Genomic DNA, 26242 nt, shown 5'->3' with positions numbered 1-26242 from the left:
AAAATCTGATTTTGTGCGGCATTTATTCGGCAACAAATAAAAAAAACGATAAATATTTAACATAGATAAGGAAGCGAGAGTCATGTGGGTTGATTATATCGCCATGAAGTATTTACATTTACTCACAGTAGTTATCAGTATTACGCTGTTTGTATTACGTTTCTTTTGGAAATGTCGCGGTTCGGCTATGATGGATAAGCGCTGGGTAAAAATAACGCCACATATCAATGATACGTTGCTATTTGTCAGCGGTATTGTACTGATTTTTATCACCGGATTTTACCCTTTCAGTCCGCAAGGAACATGGCTGACTGAAAAGCTGTTTGGCGTTATTATCTATATCCTGCTTGGCTATGTCGCATTAGGTAAGCGAACCCGCAGCCAGAATCGTCGCTGGCTTGCTTTCATACTCGCATTGGGTTGCCTGTATTTGATTGTCAAACTGGCAACAACTAAATTACCACTGCTGATGGGATATCTATGAGTAGCATTGCTGATTTCGAATTTAACAACGCGTCCCTGTGTGATGGGGTGTTATTGGTTACCCAGGAGATTCGACAGAATTTTCCACTGGTTGATGTACGCAACCAATTACAACAGCTCGTTGATGATGCCCGGGCTGCGATGCCCGCCAATCTCAATCAGGATCAGCAATTAGAAGTGCTTATTGATCTGTTTTACCGTAAATGGAAATTTGGCGGTGCTGGTGGCGTTTATCGCCTGTCAGACGCTATCTGGCTTGATAAAGTGTTGGATAAACGTCAAGGGACGCCAGTATCGCTGGGCGTCATTTTCCTGCACATCGCCCATCAACTGGATCTACCTTTGATGCCAGTTATCTTTCCAACTCAATTAATTCTTCGGGCTGATTGGTTAGATGAAGAAATGTGGCTGATTAATCCGTTAAACGGTGAAACGCTTAATGAACATATGCTAGAAGTGTGGATTAAGGGCAACCTGGGTTTGAGCGCCGAACTGGAAGATGAAGATCTGGAAGAAGCGGAAAACACCCTGATTGTTCGTAAAATGCTTGATACATTGAAAGCGGCATTAATGGAAGAGAAGCAGATGGAGTTGGCATTGCGCGCCAGTGAAGCGGTATTGGCTTTTGACCCCGATGACCCCTATGAAATCCGCGACCGTGGCTTGATTTATGCCCAACTGGATTGCAACCATATTGCTATCTCTGATTTAAGCTATTTTGTTGAACAGTGCCCGGAAGACCCGATTGCTGAAATGATAAAAATGCAGATCCACTCCATTGAGCAACAGCGGGTGACATTGCACTGATCTCTTTTATACCGCGGTTGTATGGTAGCCATGTCTTGCGGCATAACCGTGGTAATTAATCTCGATTTACCCTTTATAAAGGTATTAGTATGAAACAGAAAGTGGTTAGCATTGGCGATATCAACGTAGCGAACGACCTACCTTTCGTGCTGTTCGGCGGCATGAATGTGCTTGAGTCGCGCGACCTGGCAATGCGCATTTGTGAACATTATGTCACGGTGACCCAAAAGTTGGGCATTCCTTATGTGTTTAAAGCCTCGTTCGACAAAGCCAACCGTTCTTCAATTCATTCTTACCGTGGTCCCGGTTTGGAAGAGGGGATGAAAATCTTCCAAGAGCTGAAACAGCAGTTTGGTGTCAAAATCATTACCGATGTGCATGAAGCCAGCCAGGCAAAACCAGTGTCCGAAGTGGTTGATGTTATTCAATTACCGGCATTTTTGGCGCGTCAAACTGATTTGGTTGAAGCTATGGCCCGCACTGGCGCGGTTATCAACGTGAAAAAACCGCAGTTTGTCAGTCCTGGGCAGATGGGCAATATTGTCGATAAATTTAAAGAAGCCGGTAATGATCAAGTGATCTTGTGTGATCGCGGCAGTAACTTCGGTTATGACAATCTGGTGGTTGATATGTTAGGTATCAACGTTATGGTCCAGGCGACTGGCGGTCATCCAGTTATTTTCGATGTGACTCACGCATTACAATGCCGTGACCCGTTTGGCGCAGCCTCCGGTGGCCGTCGTGCTCAAGTAGCTGAACTGGCGCGTGCTGGCATGGCCGTTGGTTTGGCAGGGTTGTTTATCGAAGCGCACCCAGAGCCGAACAGCGCCAAGTGTGATGGTCCGTCAGCTTTGCCATTAGACAAACTAGAACCGTTCCTGGTGCAGATGAAAGCTATCGATGATTTAGTGAAGAGTTTCCCGGTGCTGGATACCAGCAAGTAAAAAGTGTTCGCCGGTGATATTTGAATAAAGAAAAGGCAGTGTAGGTAACTACACTGCCTTTTTTGAAAACCGTAATACTCATTCAAAGGGACTAACCTCTTACGCGTAAAGCCTCCAGCGCTTCTGGCAGTGACCCATAAAAACTCAACTTGCCTTCAATGGGCTGCACTCTGGCTCTTGCCAGCGTCTTCAGCGGCTGGAAAGGAATATCCGTGATAACGAGCTGTTGTTGCTCGCCCAGCGCCTCTGTGAAGCGTAGGAACGCATTTAGGCCACCGGCATCCAGAACCGGTACTGCATCCCACTGCAAAATAATGGTTTGATAATTCTCACAACGGCTGAGTAACTCATTAAATATCCGCTCTGCGGCAGCGAAAAACAGTGGCCCGTTCACTCGCAATACCAGCGTATGCTCATCAACAGCCGCGGGTATCTCACTCAGGCGCGTCATGCGCGCAATACGCCGCATAAACAGCAGTGAGGCCAACACAATACCCACTGTGATTGCAATCACCATGTCAAATAATACCGTTAGGCTCATGCACAACAACATCACAATAATGTCATCTTTAGGCGCTCGGCGCAGGAGGTCAACGACTTTATGTGCCTCACTCATGTTCCAGGCCACAATCAGTAGCAGAGACGCCATCGCAGCTAAAGGCAGATAAGACAACATCGGTGCCAGTACCAGTAACGCCAGTAAGACCAACAGTGCGTGGATGATGGCTGACACTGGTGAGGTTGCACCTGCGCGAACATTAGCCGCAGAACGAGCAATGGCGGCAGTCGCAGTGATCCCGCCAAAGAATGGCGCAATGATATTCCCCAGTCCCTGACCGACTAACTCACTGTTGGAGTGATGCTTTTGTCCTGTCATACCATCAAGTACGACGGCGCAGAGCAATGACTCAATTGCGCCCAGCATTGCCATAGAAAAGGCTGCGGGCAGTAATGCAGAGAAGGTTGCCCAGTTCAATACAAATGGCTGACTATTGGCGGCAGGTAAATTCCACGGCAAGACAAATTGCGGCAGGATGGGGGGAATACCGTGGCCTTGGGTGCCATCGGCCAGTAAATAGCCAAAGCGCGAGCCGATAGTCGCCACTTGATGATCAAATAGCGATAACACCGCCATGACGGCAGTACCCGCAACCAATGCCGGTAAGTGACCCGGTAACTTTAATTTTAACCGTGGCCAGAGTATTAATACCAGCAGAGTGACGGTTGCAATTAGCGTATCACTGAGGTTGATGGTTGGCATTGCTTGAGCCAACGCGGCAACTTTACCAGCATAATTTTCCGGCACTTCTGTCAGGTGCAGGCCAAAGAAATCTTTCACCTGCATGGTGGCAATGGTGATACCAATACCTGAGGTAAAACCGAGGGTGACGGACAGCGGGATATATTCAATCAATCGGCCAAGTCGCCCTAGGCCCATAAATAATAAAAATATACCGGAGATCAGTGTAGCCAGCAGCAAACCCGCTAAACCAAACTGCTGTGATACCGGATAGAGAATAACCACAAAAGCGGCAGTGGGGCCGGATACGCTATAGCGGGAGCCGCCGGTGACCGCAATAACAATACCGGCAATAGCGGAGGTATATAAGCCGTATTGTGGTGGGACACCACTGGCAATAGCCAGTGCCATCGCCAGTGGGATAGCAATGATACCGACAGTGACACCGGCAATTATATCTTTGAGAAGTCTTTGAAGTGTATAGGTTTCTCGCCAGCAAGCGTCAATAAGCGCGCTGAACGGCCTAATGCCGTTAATTCCGTGCGTTTTCATCTAAGGTGCAAACCAAATAAAGAAAAGACAAAATAAATGGCGGGCCAGTAAGGGTCCGTCTCGAGTAGCAGAACACAACGATACGCCAATTAGGTGACTAAGATCTAGATGTATATCAATCTCAGTCGGAAAATTAGATAACTGCCGGTTTTATAAAGAGGGTTAAATGAACGGATTCATGGTGGACCAGTGCATTCCTCCCCTGAATAAATGAAAAGTGGTTATTATCCCCACTAGCGCCTTCTTTTAGACCCAAGTATCGGAAATTGAAAAATAAGCATCCAAACTAGGGCTGCATCCTGTGTGCGAAATCGAAAGGGGGGTGATTAGGCGACATCTTGTTACATGAATTGAGGGATTGGTCCCATAGTGAAATTATTCAGGAATAAAACCTGTCTCACAGCTAAGATTTGAGTTAGAAACTATGGCTATTAACCATGCTTAATGTTTAGGATTTCCAATGAATATATTCGACGTAAAACGTTACTTAATGTTAGTTGGCAATAAGACAAACCAATGTCAGCCAAAATCCTCGCTGAGAATTCAAAGGATTAATGCTACGCCATGAGCGAATTAGAATCTCTATCGACACTATACCGAGATGCTTGTGTCACCTATGCGACGCTCTCAATCAGTTATTTTGCCTTAAGTAAGAACAGTGCTTTTTCTTACAATGGGGACGTCTGGAAACGTATTCTATTTGGTGTCGCATCGGGACTGGTTTCACTTTATCTGAATCAGGACCAGTGGGTGATTTCAGGTGCGTTTTTCTATAGTTTCGAGTTGATTCCGATTATTTTGGTCACTTTCTATGGTGGTTGGTTAAGTAGCTTGACGGCATTGCTGATTAATTTTGCTTTCACAGGCTGGTTTACCCTCGACAATATTCTTATAACAATAATATTTATTCCGCTCATACTGTCACGAGTCTGGGAGCGAAAAAGCAATCGTATTTTTTATACCGCAATCCTCGCTATTGCGATTTATCGTATGGTCGTTGCTGTATTAGTTGCCCCGCATATTTTGACCTGGGCCCAGGTGATAGTATATCAACTGATTTCCGCGCTCTGTTTGGCTATTTGCTACCATGCACTGAATTTTAAAGAGCGTCATATCTCCGCCTATTTTTCGATGAAAAACCGGGCGAATATTGACAAATTAACCCAGCTAAATAACCGGGCAAGTATTGATTATCGATTAACGGCAATTCACAACAGCCGTCAGGCGTGTGGTTTAATGATTCTGGATCTGGACCATTTTAAGTCGGTGAATGACAGCTATGGTCATGACGGTGGTGATTTACTTCTAACAGAAGTGGGGAAGCTGCTGACGTCAATCATTCGCGATGAGGACTTTGTTGGCCGTTATGGCGGTGAAGAGTTTATTGTTATAACCCGCCGCCACGAACCACAAACGATTAAAGCGGTTGCCGAGCGAATTCTCCAACAAGTTGAGAATCTCGCGGTGGTTTTACCTGACGGACGTAAAATAAAGGCCACCATCTCGATTGGTGCGTCTCTTTATTTGCCTGGAATGTCGATGCTAAAAGCATTAAAAATGACGGATGAAGCACTTTATCAGGCGAAGAAACAAGGGCGCAATCAAGTGGTTTACAGCCGATTAATGCCATTTTCCCCATTGGGAGACCGCATAGATAAAGAGGGGCGCCGCCGTAAGTTGTAGAAACACCTTGGTGGGAATCACGAAAAAGGCTCTGACTTTCGTCAGAGCCTTTTGCTCGAATATGGCGGTGAGAGAGGGGTTCGAACCCTCGATACACTTACGCGTATACACACTTTCCAGGCGTGCTCCTTCAGCCACTCAGACACCTCACCGTTTGTTACCGCGCTAAGCACGGCAACGGGGCGGTACTATAGGGACCAGCAGGCAGATGGTCAAGCAGTATTTACCCGTTGCCATTCATCTGGTTATTCTGCATGCATATAGCGTAAATCACCGGCAAATTATAAGCAATCAACGCCAATTTTTCGCCTGCAGTGGTGAATCAACCATCACATAATCGGCACCGAGATCTTTAGCTAGCTGATAATCTTTTGCAGAGTTTATGCCAATCAGCAAAATTTTTGCATCTTCGCTCTGCTTGAAACAGTCCATTGCCTGTTGATTCCAAACCAATTGGGTCCGGGTTGTTCCTTTACCCAGGGTGAATTTCTCGACGACCTTTACCTCACGTCTTAATTCAAAGGCATAATGTCTATTCTGGTTGCTAATGAATGAATTACCCTTGTTTTTGGCTATTATACATTCATCTGCCATCACCGCAGTAGCTAAAATTTTACGGGTTTTATTACGTGTCTCGAATTTACTTATATAATCAGGTAGCGCATCAAGATATTTTTTCTCAGTAGAATAGAAAACAATGCGGTCAGGTGAGAGAATGCTTTCTCTCATTTCTATTATGGCATTCGCTATTATTTTTGGATCTGCATCAGGAGACTTAATATCTATAGTGAATCTTGCTTTTGGGAACGATAATAAAATATGATGTAATGAGGGGATCTTTACCCCCCATCCGCGGAATGTATACTGATCGTCACTTTTAAAGTGATAGGCCGCATCTAATAACTGTAATTCTTGCCAAGAGTGGTCAGAGACCAGGCCGCTGCCGTTAGTCAATTCGCTCAAATCTTTGGGCCGATATAGTACTAAAACACCATCTTTACTAAGTTGAACCGAGACCCAAATAATATCAGCATTATTTGATAACGCTTTACTGATGGCATGTCGAGTGTTCTCTGGGAAATCGGCTGTTCCTGCACGATGAGCAACGATTAACGGCGAGGCTGATAGGGGGTTAACACACAGGGTGAATAATAAAGAAATAAAATAAAATCGCTTATTTTTCATTTGATACCTCGATATGGGTTATTTCGGATTTATAATATTCCTTATCTTGTAACATGTAATATTGAACTGGAAATAAACCAATTAGTAATAGAGGCATTTAATAAAGTGATTATGTTTATACCCGTCATACTTCAAGCTGCATGTGCGTTGGCTACGCTCAATAATCTGAATCACTTACAAATGTAAGCCCATCGGGATTAATGAGCCTCATCCTTGAGGCTCACCCTACGGGCTAGCATAAATACTGTTCAAATCGGTTTCCGACCGATTTGTATTTCGTTTGCCGTCTTCCTGCAACTCGAATTATTTTGGGTATATATGTCTGAAACGATATTTGGCAGGAAATAAAGCTATCTAAAGGCGAAAAAAAACTGCAATCGGGTTAACAGGTTCAGGTATGAAACCAGACATGTTATCGATTGCCGCTTCGTTTGTCGTAGAAACCAAGGTTCATCTACAGACTAAATATGGCGGTGAGGGAGGGGTTCGAACCCTCGATACGCTTACACGTATACACACTTTCCAGGCGTGCTCCTTCAGCCACTCAGACACCTCACCGTGTTACAGCTATCAACTACGCTAAACGCTGTCGACCGGCGTAATGTAGGCAAAAGTGTGCCCAGCGTCAACCCTCTTATATTGGCTTTGTTACTGTTTAGCTAAAGTTACAGCAGTTTGCTGATTTCATCGTCATTTCTTGCGGGTAACACTTGCATCTGACCGTTAATCGCGGAAATCTATCAGGTACTTTCGCAAGGAGTTGGCAAATAATGAATATTATTTTTTATCACCCGTTTTTTGAAGCAAAACAGTGGTTGTCAGGCATACAATCTCGCTTGCCCACGGCGAAAATCAGGCAGTGGCGACGTGGTGATACACAACCAGCGGATTATGCTCTCGTCTGGCAGCCACCACAGGAAATGCTCGCCAGACGTGTTGAACTGAAAGGCATTTTTGCTTTAGGGGCGGGGGTCGATGCTATTTTGGATCAAGAGCGCCGCTCTCCGGGCACATTGCCAACCGGAGTGCCGCTGGTACGATTAGAAGACTCTGGTATGTCATTGCAAATGCAGGAGTATGTGGTAGCCGGTGTATTGCGATATTTCCGCCGAATGGATGAGTATCAACTGCAACAACAGCAGAAAGTGTGGCAACCGCTGGAGCCGCATCAGCATGATAAATTTACCATAGGTATTCTCGGGGCGGGGGTATTAGGTAAAAGCGTGGCCCACAAATTGGCTGAGTTTGGTTTTACCGTGCGTTGTTGGAGCCGTACACCAAAACAGATTGAGGGTATAACCAGTTTTGCCGGCAAAGAGAAACTATCGATTTTCCTGCAAGGGACACAATTATTGATTAATTTGCTGCCCAATACGCCCGAAACTGTCGGTATCTTGAACCAATCACTGTTTTCACAATTGAATGCTAACGCTTATGTGATCAATATTGCGCGTGGTGCACATTTATTGGAGCGTGATCTATTAACTGCAATGAGTGTTGGGAGCGTTGCAGCGGCGACATTGGATGTATTTGCTGAGGAACCCTTACCGTCAATGCATCCTTTCTGGAGTCACCCACGCATCACTATTACACCGCATATTGCAGCGATAACCCTGCCGGAGATAGCGATGGATCAGGTAGTTGCCAATATTCAAGCCATCGAAGCGGGGAGAGTGCCAGCGGGCCTGGTCGATGTGGTACGAGGTTACTGATTTACATACTGACTCGGTTCGATGAGATATAGCGATAGCCCTGCAAGTAAGGGCTTTTAGCGCTGTTGATGAGAAGAATTCCTGCTATCATTAGCAGTCTATGCTTTACCTGCAAAAAAGCCATCCTGCCTTAAAAGACTTTGTGGAGTAGTCATGTATCCTGTTGATTTACATATGCATACCATCGCCAGCACCCATGCTTACAGCACCCTGCACGATTACATTGCCGAAGCTAAGTTAAAAAATATTAAGCTGTTTGCCATTACTGACCATGGCCCGGATATGGCTGATGCCCCGCATTACTGGCACTTTATGAACATGCGTGTCTGGCCACGGTTGGTAGATGGTGTGGGTATTTTGCGCGGTATTGAGGCTAATATTAAGAATTTGGACGGTGATATCGATTGTACCGGCCCGATGCTTGATGCCATCGACCTGCTAATTGCCGGCTTCCATGAGCCTGTATTCCCGCCTCAAGACAAAGCTGCCAATACTCAGGCAATGATTGCGGCCATGGCACAGGGGAATGTGCACATCATCAGTCATCCCGGTAATCCTAAATATCCTGTTGATATTCCAGCTATTGCTGAGGCAGCGGCAAAATACAATGTGGCGTTGGAGTTGAATAACTCGTCCTTTACGCATTCACGCAAGGGCAGCGAAGCGAACTGCCGGGCGATTGCTGAAGCGGTCCGTGATGCCGGTGGCTGGTTGGCATTAGGTTCTGACTCCCATATTGCCTATTCATTGGGGACTTTCGAACATTGTGAGCGGATTATTGCTGAGGTGAATTTCCCGCCAGACCGTATTTTGAATGTTAGCCCGCGCCGCTTACTGAATTACCTTGAGCAGCGTGGCCGCCCGGTAATCCCTGAGTTGGCTGATTTATAATATAAAGTATGTGACATTGTCACTTGTGGTTTAAATATTCATAAGAAACAGGAAGATGTAAATGAATGATTTCTCTCTGGTGTGCCGGGTTCTTGGGTCACTATTTTATCGCCAACCACAAGATCCGCTACTGGCCCCCCTTTTTGCGCTGATAAGTCAGGGCAAATTAGAGCAGCACTGGCCACTGGAACAAGGTGAGCTGCTGGCGCGTTTGCAACAAGAGTATCAGCCACCGGCGGTGGTCGCTGATTATAACGCGTTGTTCGTCGGCGATGATCGTAGCGTGTCACCTTATGGCAGCGATTATGAGGATGCTTGCCCAGAAGCTGAGGTCAGAGCGTTTTTGCAACAACGAGGGATGCCGCTGGGCGATGGCCCAACTGATCATTTTGGTGGGTTATTATTGGCAGCCTCTTGGTTGGAAGACCAAGCCGCAGAGGATGAGATTGCGGCTCAAACCGCACTGTTTAACGACTATTTACTGCCCTGGTGTGGTCGCTTTCTCGGCAAAGTAGAGGCCCACGCTAACACCGGCTTTTATCGGACGTTGGCTCAGTTGAGCCGCGAAGCGTTACAGGCGATGTGGGATGAGTTGTCTGAAGATACTTTGCCGAATTAAGTAACCCTCTTTGGATTAATGAGCCTCATTCTTTGAGGCTCACCCTGCGAGCCAGCATAAATACGGTTCAAACCGGTTCCCGACCGATTTGTCATTCGTTTACTGCAACGGCAATGACATTTGGTATCAGTGACGATGCAGCAAACGATAGCCTGTAAACCTCGCAGTGCAGCTAGTCAGTCAGTGGGATGACTAACTGGCCTGGTTTCACTTCTAAACCTTTTGCCAGCTTTTTCGCCATCCCTTCAGCTTTACTCTTTTCACTGTCCAACACATAGACCGGTTGCTGATTAAAGTAGGATTTCAACGACTGATTCAGATAAGGGGTCAGTGCTTTCATCACTGAATCCATTTTTTCTGGCTTAACGGTATAATCAGTCAATTCCATATCTTTTAGGAAGATAGCGCCTTTCTCACGATCGAATGTCGGTTGCGCTTTTAGTGTCAGCGTCATATCCGCACTTTGTGGGCCAAGGATCGAGGTAATGTCTACTTTGGCATTACCGGTTAAGGTCACTTTACCAGGCTCAGTACGGCCAATTTGGCTTTGCAATTGCGTCAAGATAATGTGGGCGTCAACCAGACCGGGTATGCCAATCTGCTTTTCATAGTTATTGTGTTTTTGCAGATATTCATTGATTTCCTGTTCGCTCAATGTGTATTGAGTTAATTGGTTACAGCCGACCAGTGTCGTGGTCACAATCAGCGCAGCAGCGCCCCACATTAATGTCTTCATCAAAACCTCATAGCAATATTTACTAAACAAACAAGATGGCGCGTCACATCAAACCAGACAAACAGGCCAATAGTAACCGGTTAATCCACTGTTTTGTATTATTAACCATATTTGTTCAACCAAGGTTCAGTATTGCGGACAATAATGCGGCGGTGGGGGGCATCTGCCAATCGGATAACCCCGAATCAACGTTGGTTTGAAAAGAGAATAAAAAGATGCCAGAGAGGCTTGGCGACTCTGGCGCTAGTGCTAACGACAGAATAGTGCTAACTGCCGCTTAGCATGGCAGACTCGATACGGCGCTGATTAAACTGCCAGTAAAGCCCGGCCAGCGTAATTACCCCAATAACGCCCAGCAGGAACCAGGGTAACTCCGGCATTTCCAGCGTTCGGCCAGTATCGTACATCCAGCCGCCACCGGTATAGCCTAATGCTCCTCCCAACGCCAGCCCCAGACGGCTAAAGCCCATATAGCTGCCACGTGCGCGCGAGTCGGCCAGCGAAGCCCCCAGGGTTTCACGTGCGGGTTCAGCGATAATTGAACCTGTATAGAAGAAGCAAATGAACATAAACAGTGTTTGCAGGTGGGAAATCAAACCGATCGGAAACAGGCTTAATGTCATGATTAATAGCCCAAACATGAGGCGCTGTTCGAGGCGAAAACGTTTCTCGCTCCAGCGAGCAAGTGGGTAAAGCAATGTCAAAGAAAGCGCGGCCTCAATGGCGTACATCCATTTAACGGCAGCAGGAGACCCCGCAATCTCATTTACCACGATCGGCAGCATGAGCATCACCTGTACCGACAGCATGTAATAGCCTGTTAGCGTCAGGACATAAGTCACAAAGCGGCGATCACGTAGCACCCGCATTAAACCTTCTTTCATTGGCGCACGCACGGTGGAAATGCGATAGGCGGGCAGCAACCAAAGGTTCCAGCCTGCCGCCAAAATGAAGATTACCGCGCCAGTCCAACAGACAAAATGGAAGTCGTATTGCAGCAACCAACTGCCGATTAATGCGCCGATCACCGCACCTGCACTGTCTTGCATCATCAGCAGGGAGTAAAAACGGCCACGTTCATGGGGGCGGGTTAATTTGATAACCAAAGCGGTACGCGGCGGATCAAATAGGGTGCCACCTAAGCCAGATAGCGCACAAGCCAGCAGGAGTATCCAAGGTTCATCGGCCATTGCCATAAATGCAAAGCCAGCAGCCCGCATTAGCATGCCGGTAACAATCATTGGCTTGGCACCAAAACGGTCGGCAATGGCACCACCAAAGATGCCTAACCCTTGTTGGACAAGTTGCCTTAGCCCCAAGGCCAGGCCAACGAGCACCGCAGCCCAACCCAGTTGATCGACAAATCGGATAGAGATGAGTGGGAAGACAACGAAAAAACCCAACACAACTAATAAGTTATCAAGCAATAAAAAATACTTACCCAAGCTCCGAGCTTGCGATACCAAGGCCATGCTTCACCGTCAGAAATTAAATAAGGAGGGAATAAAAAACACGCTTATAGTTTGTACCCAAATTGCTAGAAACGATAGAGGGTAGATTGATAATATTTTTTTATCGTCAATACGTTACCTCATCGATTATTCATAATAAAATGCTTATTCACCGCTTTAACTACGTGATTTCATTGTGTCCTCGTGTGCAAAGTTTGCAAGGGCGGTTTTACGCAGGGTATGGGCAACAGGTATATTGAAGTAAAAGATTGTCGCTAAATTAAGTATAGAGTGCAGCCCAAGGGGAGCAGATGTTCGGCTATCATTCAGCAACACCTAAAATACGCCTGACGACGGACCGCATGTCATTGCGGTTGGTTCATGAACGTGATGCCTACCGCATGGCTGAGTATTATGCTGAAAATCAGGTATTTCTCAAACCATGGGAACCCGTGCGCGATCAAAGTCATTGCATGCCTTCCGGTTGGCAGGCGCGGCTGGGTATGATCATGGAGCTACAAAAGCAGGGGAGCGCCTACTACTTTATTCTGCTGGACCCCGAAGAGAAAGAAGTGCGCGGAGTGGCTAACTTTAGCAATGTACTGCGAGGTTCGTTCCATGCCTGTTTTCTGGGTTATTCATTAGGTGAGCGCTGGCAGGGTCAGGGTTTAATGTTTGAAGCGTTGCAGCCGCTGATTCGCTATATGCAGCGGCAGGAACGGATGCACCGTATCATGGCTAATTATATGCCGCACAATCATCGCAGTGGCAACTTACTGGCACGCCTTGGATTTGAGCGTGAAGGTTACGCCAAGGATTATTTACTGATTGATGGTCAGTGGCGCGACCATGTGCTGACTGCTTTGACTAATAAAGAATGGACGCCAACTCGCTGAGGTCAGGATGAAACACAGTTTAAATGCACAGGAAGCCAGAGTTATTGGCTGTTTGCTAGAAAAACAAGTGACAACACCGGAGCAATATCCGATGTCGCTCAATGGCGTGACCGTCGCCTGTAACCAGAAAACCAACCGTGAACCGGTGATGGAGTTATCCGATTCGGAAGTCCAGCAGACACTGGATTTCTTGCTGAAAAAACACCTTATTCGCACCCAGAGCGGTAACCGAGTAATGAAGTACGAGCACCGTTTTTGCAACTCGGAATTTGGCAACCTAAAGTTCTCACCTGCTGAGTTGGCGGTGATTACCACGCTATTATTGCGTGGTGCACAAACACCAGGAGAGCTGCGTACTCGCACTAACCGGATGTATGAGTTTGCCGATGTTACTGAAACAGAAGAGGTATTGAACCAACTGGCAATCCGCGAAGATGGGCCATTTGTGGTGCGTTTAGCCCGTGAACCGGGTAAACGTGAAAGCCGCTTTATGCATCTTTTTAGTGGTGAGGTGGCCCCGGCCTTGGCAATAGCAGAGAGTGCTGAAGGAGAAAGCAGCGCCCTTGAGGAGAGAGTTGCCCAACTTGAACGGCAAGTGGTCGCACTGACACGTCGGTTGGATGAAGTATTGATTCAGTTGGATGATTAATAAGGATCCTATGAAAAAGCTACGTATTGGTATTGTCGGTTTGGGCGGTATTGCACAAAAGGCCTATTTACCTATTTTGACTCAAGCACGGGACTGGCAACTGGTTGGTGCGTTCTCCCCCAATCAAATCAAAGCACAACCTGTGTGTGACAGCTATCGGATGCGCTATTTTTCTCGATTAGATACGTTAGCTGCTGAATGCGATGCTATTTTTGTTCACAGCAGTACTGCCAGCCATTTTAAGGTGGTCAGTGAACTGTTGCAGGCAGGGATTCATGTTTATGTCGATAAGCCGCTGGCCGAAACACTGGAGCAATCCGAACAATTGATAGCACTGGCCGCGAAACGGCACTTGGCACTGATGGTCGGGTTTAACCGACGTTTTGCTCCGCTATACCAACAACTGAAACAACAAGTCATTCACCCGGCATCGCTGCGGATGGAGAAACATCGCCAGAACAGTGTGGGGCCGAATGATCTGCGCTTTACCTTGCTTGATGATTATCTGCATGTGGTGGATACCGCTCTGTGGCTTGGTGGCGAAGCGGCAAAGCTGCTGAGTGGAACGCTTCAGACAAATGCGTTGGGACAGATGCTGTATGCAGAACACCATTTTCAAGCGGGCAATGGTCTGATAACTACCAGTATGCACCGCCACGCAGGGACCCAGCGGGAAAGCGTGCAAGCCGTCAGTACGGCTGCCTGTTATCAGGTTAGTAATATGAGCCACTGGCAGCAGGAGTCGGATGGGCAGGTGATAAGTTTGCCGGTAGCCAGTTGGCAAACCACCTTAGACCTGCGAGGCTTTACCGGTGCAGTGCATCATTTTATTGATGCAGTAAGCAACCAAACGGCACCACAAGTTTCGGGTGATGAAGCTATTTATGCGCAGCGAATGATAGAGCAAATTTTACAGCAGGATACTGTTCAATAAGTCGATAATGCAAAGCAAAATGGCGCAAAAAGCGGGCTAAGTCAGTAATTTGTTACACCTTGCGATGGATATTCATCGCCGGATACGTAGACTGGCGGCTGTGTTCAAACCGTTTCAGGGGCACCTTAATTTTGGCACCTCAACAATTGGGTAGAAGCAACGCCTGCTAATGCAGGCGTTGATATTTACGACGTATTAAAAAATAGATCGGAAAACAGATCAGAACCCCATATCAGACAACCTATGAATCTACTGAAATCACTGGCAGCCGTCAGTTCCATGACCATGTTTTCCCGCGTATTAGGCTTTGCCCGTGATGCGATAGTGGCGCGGGTTTTTGGTGCCGGGATGGCAACGGATGCCTTCTTTGTGGCATTTAAATTGCCTAATCTATTGCGGCGAATATTCGCGGAAGGGGCATTCTCACAGGCTTTTGTCCCCATACTGGCCGAATATAAAAGTCAACAGGGCGAGGAGGCAACACGCACTTTCATTGCTTACGTCTCTGGTCTGTTAACCCTGATACTGGCAGTAGTGACTGTTTTGGGGATGTTGGCCGCGCCTTGGGTGATTTTTATTACGGCTCCCGGCTTTACTGATACACCTGATAAGTTTGCGTTAACCTCCGCGCTGCTGCGAGTGACTTTCCCTTATATTCTGCTAATTTCGCTGGCCTCCTTAGTGGGGGCGATCCTTAATACCTGGAATCGTTTTTCTATTCCTGCTTTTGCGCCCACTTTCCTTAATATCAGCATGATAGGTTTTGCGCTGTTTGCCGCACCCTATTTCAATCCACCAGTCATGGCGCTGGCCTGGGCGGTGGTGGTTGGCGGGGTGCTGCAATTAGGCTATCAACTCCCTCATCTGAAGAAGATTGGCATGTTGGTGCTGCCACGGTTATCACTGCGAGATGCTGGCGTCTGGCGAGTTATGCGCCAAATGGGGCCGGCGATCCTTGGTGTGTCAGTCAGCCAAATCTCTTTGATTATTAATACCATTTTTGCTTCATTCTTGGTGTCAGGTTCCGTTTCCTGGATGTATTACGCTGACCGTTTGATGGAGTTTCCGTCGGGGGTGCTGGGCGTGGCGCTTGGCACGATTTTATTGCCCTCACTGGCAAAAAGTTTCTCCAGTGGCAATCATGATGAATATTCCCGACTAATGGATTGGGGACTAAGGTTATGTTTCCTATTGGCGTTGCCAAGTGCTGTTGCATTAGGGATTTTAGCTAAACCGTTGGTGGTGTCATTATTCCAATACGGTAAATTCAGTGCTTTTGATGCGGCAATGACGCAACGGGCGTTAGTGGCCTATTCCATTGGTTTAATGGGGCTGATTGTAGTGAAAGTGTTGGCACCCGGTTTTTACTCGCGTCAGAATATTAAAACGCCGGTGAAAATTGCCATTATCACACTGATATTGACCCAAGTAATGAACCTGATATTCATCGGGCCGCTCAAGCATGCTGGGTTATCACTCTCTATTGGGTTGGGGGCCTGCCTTAATGCCAGCTTGCTATATTGGCAACTGCGTAAACAGAAAATATTCCAGCCACAACCGGGTTGGGCCGTATTTCTAACCAAGCTGGTTATCGGTGTTGTGGTGATGTCGGCCGTGTTACTGGGGCTGCTCTGGGTGATGCCTGCGTGGGATGTGGGGGGGATGGCCTATCGCTTGTTACGGTTGTCTGCTGTCGTTGCCGCAGGGGTGATTGCCTATTTTGCCGCGCTGGCATTACTCGGATTTAAAATTCGGGATTTTGCCCGCAGAACATCCTGAGTCAATCAATCCAAATATAATTATAGATTAAATAAATAATCTAACCAAAGCCCCGATATTTCTCGGGGCTTTTTTTATCTTTTAACGACGCTGTTTTATTGGTTTACATAATAAAAATTTTATTTCTATTAAATAAATGCATCTAAATCGACTAATTATATTACTAATCATTAAAAAGCATCTCATTAGCTTATCATGTACTTTATTGGGCTTGGGTATTATGTATTTTGAATGGGTGTTGATATGCACATCAATTTAAATAAATTCGTTCATATTGACCTTTCACAGTATGTGATTCAATTCGTCTTTATGTTTATGAAATATTTAAAATGTACACTCAAGGTATTTGATAAATGCTTATTATACGGCTATCTATTTTAATCGATTTTTTCATTTGTAATATTGCCCAGGCAGATAAGACTGACTTGATCGAAAATGATAAAAGAAAACAGTGCCTGGCAATGTCAGGAATTTTTGTTCAAGGGAATACACTTATTTCATTAAAGGATATAGAACGACTCATTAATATCGAAAATGACTGTATTACAAATAATGATATTAACACTCTGGCTAAAGACATTACCAAAGAGTATATAAAAAAAGGCTATATTGCTGCTCGCGTCAAATTTATACCTATAAATGCGCAGGGACAGCTTGGGCTGCGTGTGACTGAAGGTATTGTTGAAAGAATTGCCGGTGGGGATAAACGAACAGATCACTAAATGCTATTTCCTGGCGTGGTGGGTAAACCACTCCAGGTAGCACAGCTTGATCAAGCCATCGATCAGGCCAATAAATTGCAATCTAACCAAGTCACTCTGGATATATTACCGGGCAGTAACGAAAATGGCTCAATTATTCTGATAAAAAACAAACCGTCTACGTCATGGCACTTATCAGGTTCAGTCGATAATTATGGTTATAAAAATATTGACGAGTGGAAGAAAAAAATATCTTTTACCCTGGATAGCCCACTCGGACTGTCAGATATGATCAGCATTAGCCTGAATAGAACATTAGACAGCCAAAGAGTGCGTTATAAAAATGAAACTACACTATTTTATTCAATCCCTTATGGTGCTTTTACATTTAGTGCTTTTATCAACCAAATGCAGTATAGGCGCTATGAAACACTGACTTACAATAGGGTTAAACTTCATGGGGATGTAAGAGACATTAATTTTCGCTCTGAATATACATTTGATCGCAGTAAAAACAAGATAAACACACTCAGTGTGCAGTTAAAAAACAAGAGAATAAATACCCGTTTTAATGATAAGAAAATCGAGGTAAGTAGTTACCAATTGACTACGCTGCAACTTGGTTTAAATCAATTATTCATTATGCCCACAAGTGCAATTAATATTAATTCTTATATAGAAAGAGGTGTGCCATGGTTCGCTAATGATAAAGTTCGTGGTCATAAAAAGGTGTTTAAAATAGATAATAGACTCACAAAAGGAGGTGTCAGTTTTAATTTAAATTACGGCTTTCTGGTCCTTAATTCACGGTATCAACTAAACAGTATTTTATCCGGACAATATAGTCATGGTCAATTGCCTGGCTCGGAGGAATTCAACATAACAGAACGTAATGCTATTCGCGGATTTAGCCGGGGAGCGAGTAAAGGGCAATTAGGTTGGTATACAAAAAATACACTTTCACGACATGTATCGAGGGCCAATTTAACCTTTATACCTCGCGTGGGTATAGATGTTGGGCGGGTATTGCAACGTGATAATAAACAAGGCTGGCAAAGCAACGCCGGTTTGAGTGCCGGAGTCACGCTTTACTACAAGAAGGTAAATCTTGATGTCGAGGTAAGTCGTGGTTGGCTGTTATCAGATAGTTCCGGCCGTAAAGAACCTGTCCAGATATTAGGTCGGCTAAGCTACGCATTTTAATATTAATACAATATTGATTAAAAAATTAATAAGGGTAATAACTCATGAGAAAAAAAGAATTTAAACTTTCACCAGCAGGAAAATTAACCGTTCTATTGGCGATGATGCTAACGCCAATATCTGTTATTCACGCAGCGGAGTCGAGTCTGGCAGCGACAGCAGGGGCGCATGGCCCTGATATCCATGTTGCTACCAATGGGGTGCCAGTGATTAATATCGCCCCACCTTCGGCATCGGGAATGTCTCACAATCAGTATGAGGCGTTCAATGTAGGCCGTGAAGGAGTGGTATTTAATAATTCCTTGGAAAGTGTTAATTCAAATGCGGGGCAACTCGGTGCCAACCCCAATCTGCAAGGCAACGCAGCCAGTTTGATTCTAAATGAAGTGGTTGGTCGTAATGCCTCGCTGTTATTGGGGCGGCAGCAAGTTGTTGGTATGGCCGCTGACTACGTTCTGGCAAATCCGAATGGTATTAGCTGTGATGGGTGTAGCTTTGATCCTAATTTCAATCAGGTAACCCTGGTGGTGGGTCAGTCGGTGGTAAATAACGGGGCATTACAGCAATTTGATGCTGCAAACAACACACAAAGAATGACAATAAAGAACACCGCTGCTACCGATCTGGCTAATGTATTGACGTTAATTACCCCGACTATCGATGCTGACAGTGCTATTCGGGCGGCTAAGGATGTTAATGTTATTGTTGGGCAAAACAGGGTTTCTAGCCAAAATGAAGTACTCCAGTCTGATACTACAGAAGCCCACGAGACTATGATTGACGGATATTTCCTTGGCAGCATTGCGGCAAATCGTATTCAACTCATCGATACCCGTAAAGAGAGTGGTTTGACATTCGTGGGGGATATCACTGCCCAAGAGGAACTAAATATCAATGCAGCGGGCACCATCTGGCTACAAAGCGATGTTGTAAAGGGAGAATCTATTGATCTACAAGCCAAGAATATAATCATGGCTAAAGACCCTGTATCCACAAAAGGATCGAATAAAACAGACGAACTTATTTTTGTGGACAGCAGTAATATTAACATTACCGCAAGCGAAAATAACCAATTAACCGGTGTTACATTTAGGGCACATGATGTATTAGTCAAAGGCTCTACCGTAATCATTGAGGGTTTGGCGCGTGAAAAGAAAACCATTATAGATTCAGATAAACAGGGTGATGGCATTGGTGATAAAATTACCGAATATACTCAAAGTGTGAAGAAATTCGACGAGAGTTTAATACTCGGTATCGATAGTTTAAATATTGAGGCTACTGATGGAGATTTGGTTATAAAAGGCACGAATCTAAAAAGTGGCGGTGACACAAAATTGGATGCAAGTCGTGATTTGCTTCTCAGCGGGCATATTGGCAAGGAAACGACTGATAAATTAGTTGTAATGAACGATCTGGGGGGGGATCTAAAAAATGGCAATACAAGAGAATTAATTACATTTGAGACGTTAGGTAAAACAAATATATATGCTAATGGAAATGCTGAGTTGAAGGCTGGGCGGAACATCAATATTGCTGGCGTGAAAGTTAATGTAGATGGCTATCTTAAATTAAATAGTGGTAATAATATTAGCGTAAATCCACAAAAAATTGAAAATTCCAAAGTGAGTTATACGGGCTTTACTCAATGGGACGCGTTAGGAGGCAGTGAAAGAGATTCAGATAAAAAATATACTTATATCAATGAACCGTCAGAGTTATCTAGCAACAAGGTTTATATCAACGCCAATGAAAATATTTCTATTATTGCTAGTAAAGTTAATGCGTTAAATGATACATCGATTAAAGCGTCAGGCGATCTGATTTTGGCAGGGGTACTTAATAAAACAAGCGAACGCTCTAGCAAAGAAACAGGTGTTGCATTTAATATTATCATAGATTCTAACAACAAGAAGAACAGCAATGAGCGTTTTATTGATACTGAGATAACATCAGGGAACGGCGTTGCTTTAGATTCAAATAATGTCTTTATTGATGGTGCATTGGTTAATACTCGCGGTAAATTAGACATCGATGCCAAGGGTAACTTCGTTGTCACGGCAGCTCGCCAACAACAACAAAGTGATGAACAAGACAGTCGTCTTAGTTGGGAATGGTTCGCTAAGAAACAGAAAGATAAGCAATACCGGGCAGGGTTTGAAATTAAACATGTTAATAACAAAGAAAAAAACAGTAAAACAAAGAGTCATTTTGCCACATTAATGGGAAAGACAATCAATATTAATGCGGATAAAGACATTAGGTTTTACGGTACTGCGATAAAAACAAATCAGGGGGACTTGGCGTTATCGGCTAAAGAAGGGATCCAGTTCCTGGCTGCAATTGATTCCAATATGACGGATAAAGAGCGTACCATTTACTCCGGTGGTGCACATTATGATGGCGGAATAGATAAATTTGGTAGTGGTGTTGAAGGTAAATATAGTAATAATAAGAGCCATGAGCTAACTAATACCAGTATTGGCGCAAAGACTGATATAAATGGAAATATGACGATTACTGCTGGAGAGGATATCACTCATCAGGGCGCTCAGCATCAGGTTAGTGGGAAATATTATGAAAGAGCGAAAAATATCTATCATATGGCCAGCAATGATAAAACTATCAGTAACAGCACTGAAAAAGAAATTAAAGCAGGGCTAGGTTTTAATATTAATTACAGTAAATATACCCGGCAAATAGAAAAAGTCATAAAGGACCCTGCGAATGTACTTCATCATTTAGGCGGCACAGGGAGTATCAAAGGAATTTCAGATCCTAACGTTGGTGTGGATATCTATGCCAGTGGTGGTAAGACGACTAAATCAGGTCTCAGCTCATTGGCTTCAGTAACAGAAATAGCCGCCGCAGATATTACTTTGCTTGCCAGAGAAAATATCATTGATGATGGCACACAGTATCACGCCAAGGGTATTAATAAGCAAGGCGGACTGTTTAGTTTGGACGCAGGCCATCATTTCAGTCATGCAGCAATAAACTCCAGTCAAAATAATATTGAAAATGAGAAGGGGGAAGGTGCGATTCGGGTCTCAACCATGACAGGTAAAGACATAAAAGTAGCATTATCAGCCGCAGGCGAGACGTCTGAAAAAGATAGCGCGAGCAGCGTGTTGTTACCCTCATCTATTAAGGCGGGTAGTAATGTGCTGATTAACACAATTGGCAATGCCTATTATCAAGCGACGGAAATCTCTTCTGAGCAAGGGGGGATTCATATTAAATCTGGTGGGGATATACATTTTGATCAGGTCATTGATAACCGCAGTAATAACGCCACAGGCACTCATGGGAAAGGTAAATTAGCCGTAGGCGGTGGTGTGGGGTCTAAAGAGTTGCGCCTTGAATTGGGAGGAGGTTACCAAAAGAGTCATGGACATGAGTCAAATGCTAAAGTGGGTCAAATAAAGGCACGGCATGCTGTCACTTTAGATGCGAGTAACATTACTCTCATTGGGACTAAAATAGGTAATGAAAAAGCCAAGGTTGGCAATGTTCAGATGATGGCAGGTCAAAAATTAATATTAGGAGCCTCGCGGTCAGACAGCGCTAATAATGGTCTTAAAGCCGGTGGGAATATCAGAGTCGGAGGTAAGGTCGCCGCTTCTGAGACTGATAGCAGCAAAATGGGTTTCATTGGCGGTGATGGCAATGCAGATAAAGTCAATGAATCCAAAGTGGTCCGTAAAGGAATGAATATATACAGTGCCGGGGTGGTTTCATTGCAGGCGCACAGTGATGATAATCAGGCGATTTATACTCAAGGGCTACAGGTTGATGCAAAAAAAATGGATATCAATACCAATCAAGGGGGCATATTGATGGAGTCTGCGCTAACTGTGTTGCCAAAAGATAATTGGAACTTTGATATTAATGCCGACTTAGTGCTAACCGGTAAGTTTAATAAAGACAGCAATGGTCTTGTTGATAAAAATAGTAGCAGTAAAAGTCATTATACTGGTGCAGGAATAAAAGTGGCTGTCGATAAGCAAGATGTCGTTGAGCACCAAAACACCCATATAAAGACGGGCACTTTCACACTCAAAAGTCATAAAGATACCCGCATGTTGGGTGCTGATGTCTCGGCAGATATCGCACTCGTTGATGTCGGTGGTGATCTCAATATAGAAAGCCGGAAAGATAAACAAGATATCACGGAGGTATTGGTCAATTTTGCCCTGAGTCATACAAATGATAAAAATAGCAGTGTGATCAGCAATCTATCGAAAATTGGCACCAAGCGCTTTGAGGGGGAAATTAAGAATGTGTTAACCAAGGGTATTAATAAAATGGGTACCGCATACAATAAAAAATTTCCGGCCAAAGATACCATGGGAGGTGTTAGTTTTAGCAAAGATAAGCAAACTGTAGCATTGCCGCCACTATCAAACAAAACTCACTCACGAAACCTCGCAGATAAGACGGCCCGTTTTCTTGGCGATAAATTTAAAACAGGATTAACCGGTCCTGCTGGATTCGCAGGCCATGCTAATTTAGATGTCAATATAGTTAAAAATGATACCGTCGATCATCTGTCAGGTATTTTTGCGCAAAAAATAGCTGATATTAAGGTGTTAGGAAAAACGACATTGATCGCCGCTCAAATAAATAACGCGGAGAGTAAAGTTATTGCTAATATCAAAGAACTGCACGTGGGGAATATAAGTAATAGCTATCATCAGGGTGGTGGTGGTTTTAATCTTGCATCTACTATCCTGGGTGTCGCCCGTGGCACCCTCGCTGATGCAGATTCAGGGAAAAAGTTACTGATACGCGCACCCTATAATACTAACAAGAATAACAATATTCAGGGCGGAATTTTTAATTATTCAAGCGGAGAGTTTATTATGCCTGACGTCCCTGAGAGTAATTAGCGGTCGGTGATTTAATCTGCTGGCTCGTATTATAACAAAGGCACCTAAAGGTGCCTTTTCACTGATATACCCGCCGCCCTGTATTTTGCCGGGCGACGAGAATCGAGAATATAGATGTAGCTACCAATTACATCCGTTCTACCGTCTGAATACCTAAAGTATCCAGACCTTGCTTCAGTGTTTTTGCTGTCAGCATCGCCAGTTTTAGGCGGCTTTGGCGGATCTCTTCACTTTCTGCATTCAGGATCTGGCAGTGTTCGTAGAAGCTGGAGAACAAGCCTGCTAAATCATACAGGTATGAACACATCACATGTGGTGTGCCTTCACGGGCCACCGTGGTGATGACCTCTTCAAACTGCAACAGGCGGGTAGCCAGTGCTGCTTCACGGTCTTCAGTGATAACCAATGGCAATGTCAGGTTGCTTTCATCAATACCGGCACGTTTAAATACTGAAACCACGCGGGTATAGGCATATTGCATATAAGGCGCCGTGTTACCGTCCAGTGCCAGCATGTTATCCCAGTCGAAGATATAGTCAGTGGTGCGGCTCTTAGACAAGTCGGCATATTTCACCGCACCAATACCAACGGCGTCCACCACCTGCTTCAGTTCATCTGCGGGCATATCGGGATTTTTCTCGGCAATCAATTTGCCGGCACGCTCGATAGCTTCATCCAATAAATCGGCAAGCTTCACTGTACCGCCGGAGCGCGTCTTAAACGGTTTACCGTCTTTACCCAGCATCATGCCAAACATATGGTGCTCAAGGGGTACTGACTCAGGAACATAACCGGCTTTACGAACGATAGTCCAGGCCTGCATCAGATGCTGGTGCTGACGGGTATCGATGTAATACAGCACGCGGTCTGCGCCCAAGGTTTCATAGCGATATTTGGCACAAGCGATATCAGTAGTGGTGTAGAGGTAACCGCCATCCTTTTTCTGAATGATGACGCCCATTGGCTCACCATCTTTATTTTTATACTCATCCAGATACACCACGGTTGCGCCTTCGCTTTCCACCGCCAGCCCTTTGGCTTTCAGATCAGCAACAATACCCGGCAACATGGCGTTATACAGGCTTTCACCCATTACATCATCTTTGGTCAGTGTGACATTTAACCGATCGTAGGCAATCTGGTTTTGCGCCATGGTGATATCCACCAACTTGCGCCACATCTGACGGCAATACTCGTCACCGCCTTGCAGTTTCACTACATAAGCGCGGGCGCGTTGGGCAAACGCTTCATCTTCGTCATAGGTTTTCTTGGCTTGCTGATAGAAAAGCTCCAGATCCGATAAGCCCATATCACTGGCATTTTCGTTCTGCATCTTTTCCAAATAGGCAATCAACATGCCGAACTGGGTTCCCCAGTCACCCACGTGGTTAGCGCGAATAACATTGTGGCCCAGAAACTCTAAAGTGCGCACCGCTGCATCGCCGATGATGGTTGAACGCAGGTGGCCGACATGCATCTGTTTAGCCACGTTGGGTGCCGAGTAGTCAACCACGATAGTTTGCGGTTCTACCGGTGCAACACCGAGTTTCGGTGCCGTCAGCGCATGTTCTACTTTTTCTGCAACCCATTGGCGGTCCAGAAAAATATTGATAAAACCGGGGCCGGCAATCTCAACTTTGCTGGCAATGCCTGAAAGATCAAGCAGCTCGATGACTTTTTCTGCCAGTTGCCTTGGTTGCATGCCAAGTTTTTTGGCAACGGCCATTACACCATTAGCTTGATAATCGCCAAATTGAGCTTTAGCAGATTGGCGAACCTGAGCTTCGCTATCTGCTGGAGCACCTGCTGCAATCAGCGCCTGGCTGACTTTATCTGAGAGAAGAGCCTGAATATTCACCGGGTTACCTTAATTACGCACAAAAGACAGATTAATGATGCACAAGAAAATCTCTGTGCCAGTTAATTCAAACAAGGCCAAAGCCTTTCACCACAAAAATGATGGGCGGCAGAGCCGTCTGGCAGAGGGTTAGTCACAAGATGGCAGGATTTATACCATATTTGACCCTCGGCGTCAGCATCAGGCCAGTGGTTGTCGCTAATCTCATGGCTAAATAGATTAACCGGTTATTTTATTAGCAATGGCGAATGCGAAAGAACAAAACGATTAGATTAAATATGGCTGATTAGCGGTAATAACGGTAGATTATGGCCGCGTTACTGCCCGCAATAACAATTCAAAAGGAGAGCCGGATGCGTAGCCTGAAAGATATTGCCGAATTACAGGACTTATTTACTGACTTACCATGCTTTGAGCAAAAACTGGCTCGCTTCGCCACGCGATTGAATTTGGATTTAATGCAATTTAGCGCTGATCATATTTCGTTACGTTGCCACCAAGTCGAAACCGCGCAACGTTGGCGCAGTGGGTTAGCGCAGTGCGGTGATTTGATGTCCGAGACACTGATTAATGGTCGGGTGATTTACCTGTTCGACTTGGCTCAACCTCTGGTGGTCGGGCCATGGCTGATCGATTGCGTGGAATTACCCTATCCGGGGAAAACGCATTACCCCCATCAGGGATGGGAGCATATCGAGCTAGTCTTGCCAGGGGACCCGCATACCTTGAGGTCACGTGCTCGTGCTTTATTGCCAGCCACATTACCGGAGGGTATCAGCGAGAAATTCAGTTCTCCACAAGGGGAACATGAGCGCTTAGCCAACCCGACACTGGCGGTGAGTGATGGTGAGATAACCATTAAGTTCCATCCCTATACTTTGCGGCAAATTATAGCCAGTGAGCGCAATATTTAACGTTAATGGGTTATTTATTTTGATAGCGACTTTCACTTATGGTTATCACTGTGACTGACATCTACTCATAGATTTAAAATGAGTGCCATAGTAAACGCTTAAGTATGTTTTAT

At 45.2% G+C, this 26242-nt stretch carries 20 protein-coding genes and 2 tRNA genes; 15 read left to right on the top strand and 7 right to left on the bottom strand.

The features are described from left to right. Positions 1-82: 82 nt before the first annotated feature. From V1955_RS12040 to kdsA, 3 genes are all read left to right on the top strand, one after another. A complete protein-coding gene (locus tag V1955_RS12040; protein WP_005185164.1) occupies positions 83-484 on the top strand; it encodes a SirB2 family protein in 402 nt (133 codons plus the stop codon). Then, positions 481-1290, top strand: a complete 810-nt coding sequence (gene sirB1 / locus V1955_RS12035; RefSeq protein ID WP_083159024.1) for an invasion regulator SirB1 — start codon at positions 481-483, stop codon at positions 1288-1290. The genes V1955_RS12040 and sirB1 overlap by 4 nt, the downstream gene beginning before the upstream one ends. A gap of 89 nt (positions 1291-1379) precedes the next feature. Next, the gene (gene kdsA, locus V1955_RS12030; RefSeq protein WP_005185168.1) at positions 1380-2234 is read left to right on the top strand and encodes a 3-deoxy-8-phosphooctulonate synthase; all 855 of its coding nucleotides are present in this window, start codon (positions 1380-1382) and stop codon (positions 2232-2234) included. A 91-nt stretch (positions 2235-2325) separates the two neighbouring features. Here the strand turns inward: kdsA and dauA are convergent, their stop codons facing one another. Continuing rightward, on the bottom strand, positions 2326-4026 hold the full coding sequence (gene dauA, locus V1955_RS12025) for a C4-dicarboxylic acid transporter DauA (RefSeq protein ID WP_083159023.1): 1701 nt from the start codon (positions 4024-4026) through the stop codon (positions 2326-2328). A gap of 564 nt (positions 4027-4590) precedes the next feature. Here dauA and V1955_RS12020 point away from each other — a divergent pair. Then, positions 4591-5709, top strand: coding sequence for a GGDEF domain-containing protein (locus tag V1955_RS12020; RefSeq protein ID WP_083159022.1), 1119 nt, complete (start codon positions 4591-4593; stop codon positions 5707-5709). Between the two features lie 62 nt (positions 5710-5771). Here V1955_RS12020 and V1955_RS12015 read toward each other — a convergent pair. From V1955_RS12015 to V1955_RS12005, 3 genes are all read right to left on the bottom strand, one after another. Beyond that, positions 5772-5861 (bottom strand) — tRNA-Ser (locus V1955_RS12015). Between the two features lie 139 nt (positions 5862-6000). After that, on the bottom strand, positions 6001-6894 hold the full coding sequence (locus V1955_RS12010) for a glycerophosphodiester phosphodiesterase family protein (protein ID WP_442820929.1): 894 nt from the start codon (positions 6892-6894) through the stop codon (positions 6001-6003). Between the two features lie 468 nt (positions 6895-7362). Beyond that, a tRNA-Ser gene (locus V1955_RS12005) sits at positions 7363-7452 on the bottom strand. Between the two features lie 212 nt (positions 7453-7664). Here V1955_RS12005 and ghrA point away from each other — a divergent pair. From ghrA to V1955_RS11990, 3 genes are all read left to right on the top strand, one after another. Continuing rightward, positions 7665-8606, top strand: a complete 942-nt coding sequence (gene ghrA, locus V1955_RS12000) for a glyoxylate/hydroxypyruvate reductase GhrA (RefSeq protein ID WP_420073112.1) — start codon at positions 7665-7667, stop codon at positions 8604-8606. A gap of 153 nt (positions 8607-8759) precedes the next feature. Continuing rightward, entirely contained in the window at positions 8760-9497 is a 738-nt protein-coding gene (locus V1955_RS11995) for a phosphatase (protein ID WP_083159019.1), read from the top strand. A 61-nt stretch (positions 9498-9558) separates the two neighbouring features. Then, entirely contained in the window at positions 9559-10116 is a 558-nt protein-coding gene (locus V1955_RS11990; protein WP_083159018.1) for a TorD/DmsD family molecular chaperone, read from the top strand. Between the two features lie 172 nt (positions 10117-10288). Here V1955_RS11990 and V1955_RS11985 read toward each other — a convergent pair whose 3' ends face one another. Both V1955_RS11985 and mdtH read right to left on the bottom strand, forming a co-directional pair. Continuing rightward, positions 10289-10852, bottom strand: a complete 564-nt coding sequence (locus V1955_RS11985; RefSeq protein ID WP_083159017.1) for a lipoprotein — start codon at positions 10850-10852, stop codon at positions 10289-10291. A 266-nt stretch (positions 10853-11118) separates the two neighbouring features. Beyond that, positions 11119-12324 carry a multidrug efflux MFS transporter MdtH gene (gene mdtH, locus V1955_RS11980; protein WP_083159016.1) on the bottom strand — a complete coding sequence of 402 codons (1206 nt, stop codon included), beginning with the start codon at positions 12322-12324 and terminating at the stop codon, positions 11119-11121. 290 nt (positions 12325-12614) lie between these two features. Here mdtH and rimJ point away from each other — a divergent pair, with 290 nt between their 5' ends. From rimJ to V1955_RS11945, 7 genes are all read left to right on the top strand, one after another. Then, positions 12615-13199, top strand: coding sequence for a ribosomal protein S5-alanine N-acetyltransferase (gene rimJ, locus V1955_RS11975; RefSeq protein ID WP_372569124.1), 585 nt, complete (start codon positions 12615-12617; stop codon positions 13197-13199). A 7-nt stretch (positions 13200-13206) separates the two neighbouring features. Continuing rightward, positions 13207-13848, top strand: a complete 642-nt coding sequence (locus tag V1955_RS11970; protein ID WP_083159014.1) for a YceH family protein — start codon at positions 13207-13209, stop codon at positions 13846-13848. Further along, complete coding sequence (locus V1955_RS11965) at positions 13841-14782, top strand: Gfo/Idh/MocA family protein (RefSeq protein ID WP_372558911.1); 942 nt, start codon at positions 13841-13843, stop codon at positions 14780-14782. The genes V1955_RS11970 and V1955_RS11965 overlap by 8 nt, the downstream gene beginning before the upstream one ends. A gap of 243 nt (positions 14783-15025) precedes the next feature. Next, positions 15026-16561 carry a murein biosynthesis integral membrane protein MurJ gene (gene murJ, locus V1955_RS11960; protein ID WP_005185199.1) on the top strand — a complete coding sequence of 512 codons (1536 nt, stop codon included), beginning with the start codon at positions 15026-15028 and terminating at the stop codon, positions 16559-16561. Between the two features lie 353 nt (positions 16562-16914). Beyond that, complete coding sequence (locus V1955_RS11955; RefSeq protein WP_442820928.1) at positions 16915-17283, top strand: POTRA domain-containing protein; 369 nt, start codon at positions 16915-16917, stop codon at positions 17281-17283. Beyond that, positions 17284-18465 (top strand): ShlB/FhaC/HecB family hemolysin secretion/activation protein, encoded by a 1182-nt coding sequence (locus V1955_RS11950; RefSeq protein WP_442820927.1) that lies wholly within the window; start codon positions 17284-17286, stop codon positions 18463-18465. A gap of 44 nt (positions 18466-18509) precedes the next feature. Continuing rightward, positions 18510-23357, top strand: a complete 4848-nt coding sequence (locus tag V1955_RS11945; RefSeq protein ID WP_442820926.1) for a hemagglutinin repeat-containing protein — start codon at positions 18510-18512, stop codon at positions 23355-23357. A 127-nt stretch (positions 23358-23484) separates the two neighbouring features. Here the strand turns inward: V1955_RS11945 and argS are convergent, their stop codons facing one another. Next, positions 23485-25215: an arginine--tRNA ligase gene (gene argS, locus V1955_RS11940; protein ID WP_083159009.1), complete on the bottom strand. Its 1731-nt coding sequence runs from the start codon at positions 25213-25215 to the stop codon at positions 23485-23487. A gap of 353 nt (positions 25216-25568) precedes the next feature. Between argS and V1955_RS11935 the strand changes: the two genes are divergently transcribed. Then, on the top strand, positions 25569-26129 hold the full coding sequence (locus tag V1955_RS11935) for a VOC family protein (RefSeq protein ID WP_083159008.1): 561 nt from the start codon (positions 25569-25571) through the stop codon (positions 26127-26129). Positions 26130-26242 lie beyond the last annotated feature (113 nt).

It is taken from the genome of Yersinia sp. 2545 StPb PI, from assembly GCF_052217125.1.
Lineage (GTDB): Bacteria > Pseudomonadota > Gammaproteobacteria > Enterobacterales > Enterobacteriaceae > Yersinia > Yersinia enterocolitica_E.
This window is presented reverse-complemented; position numbering and strand designations above follow the sequence as displayed.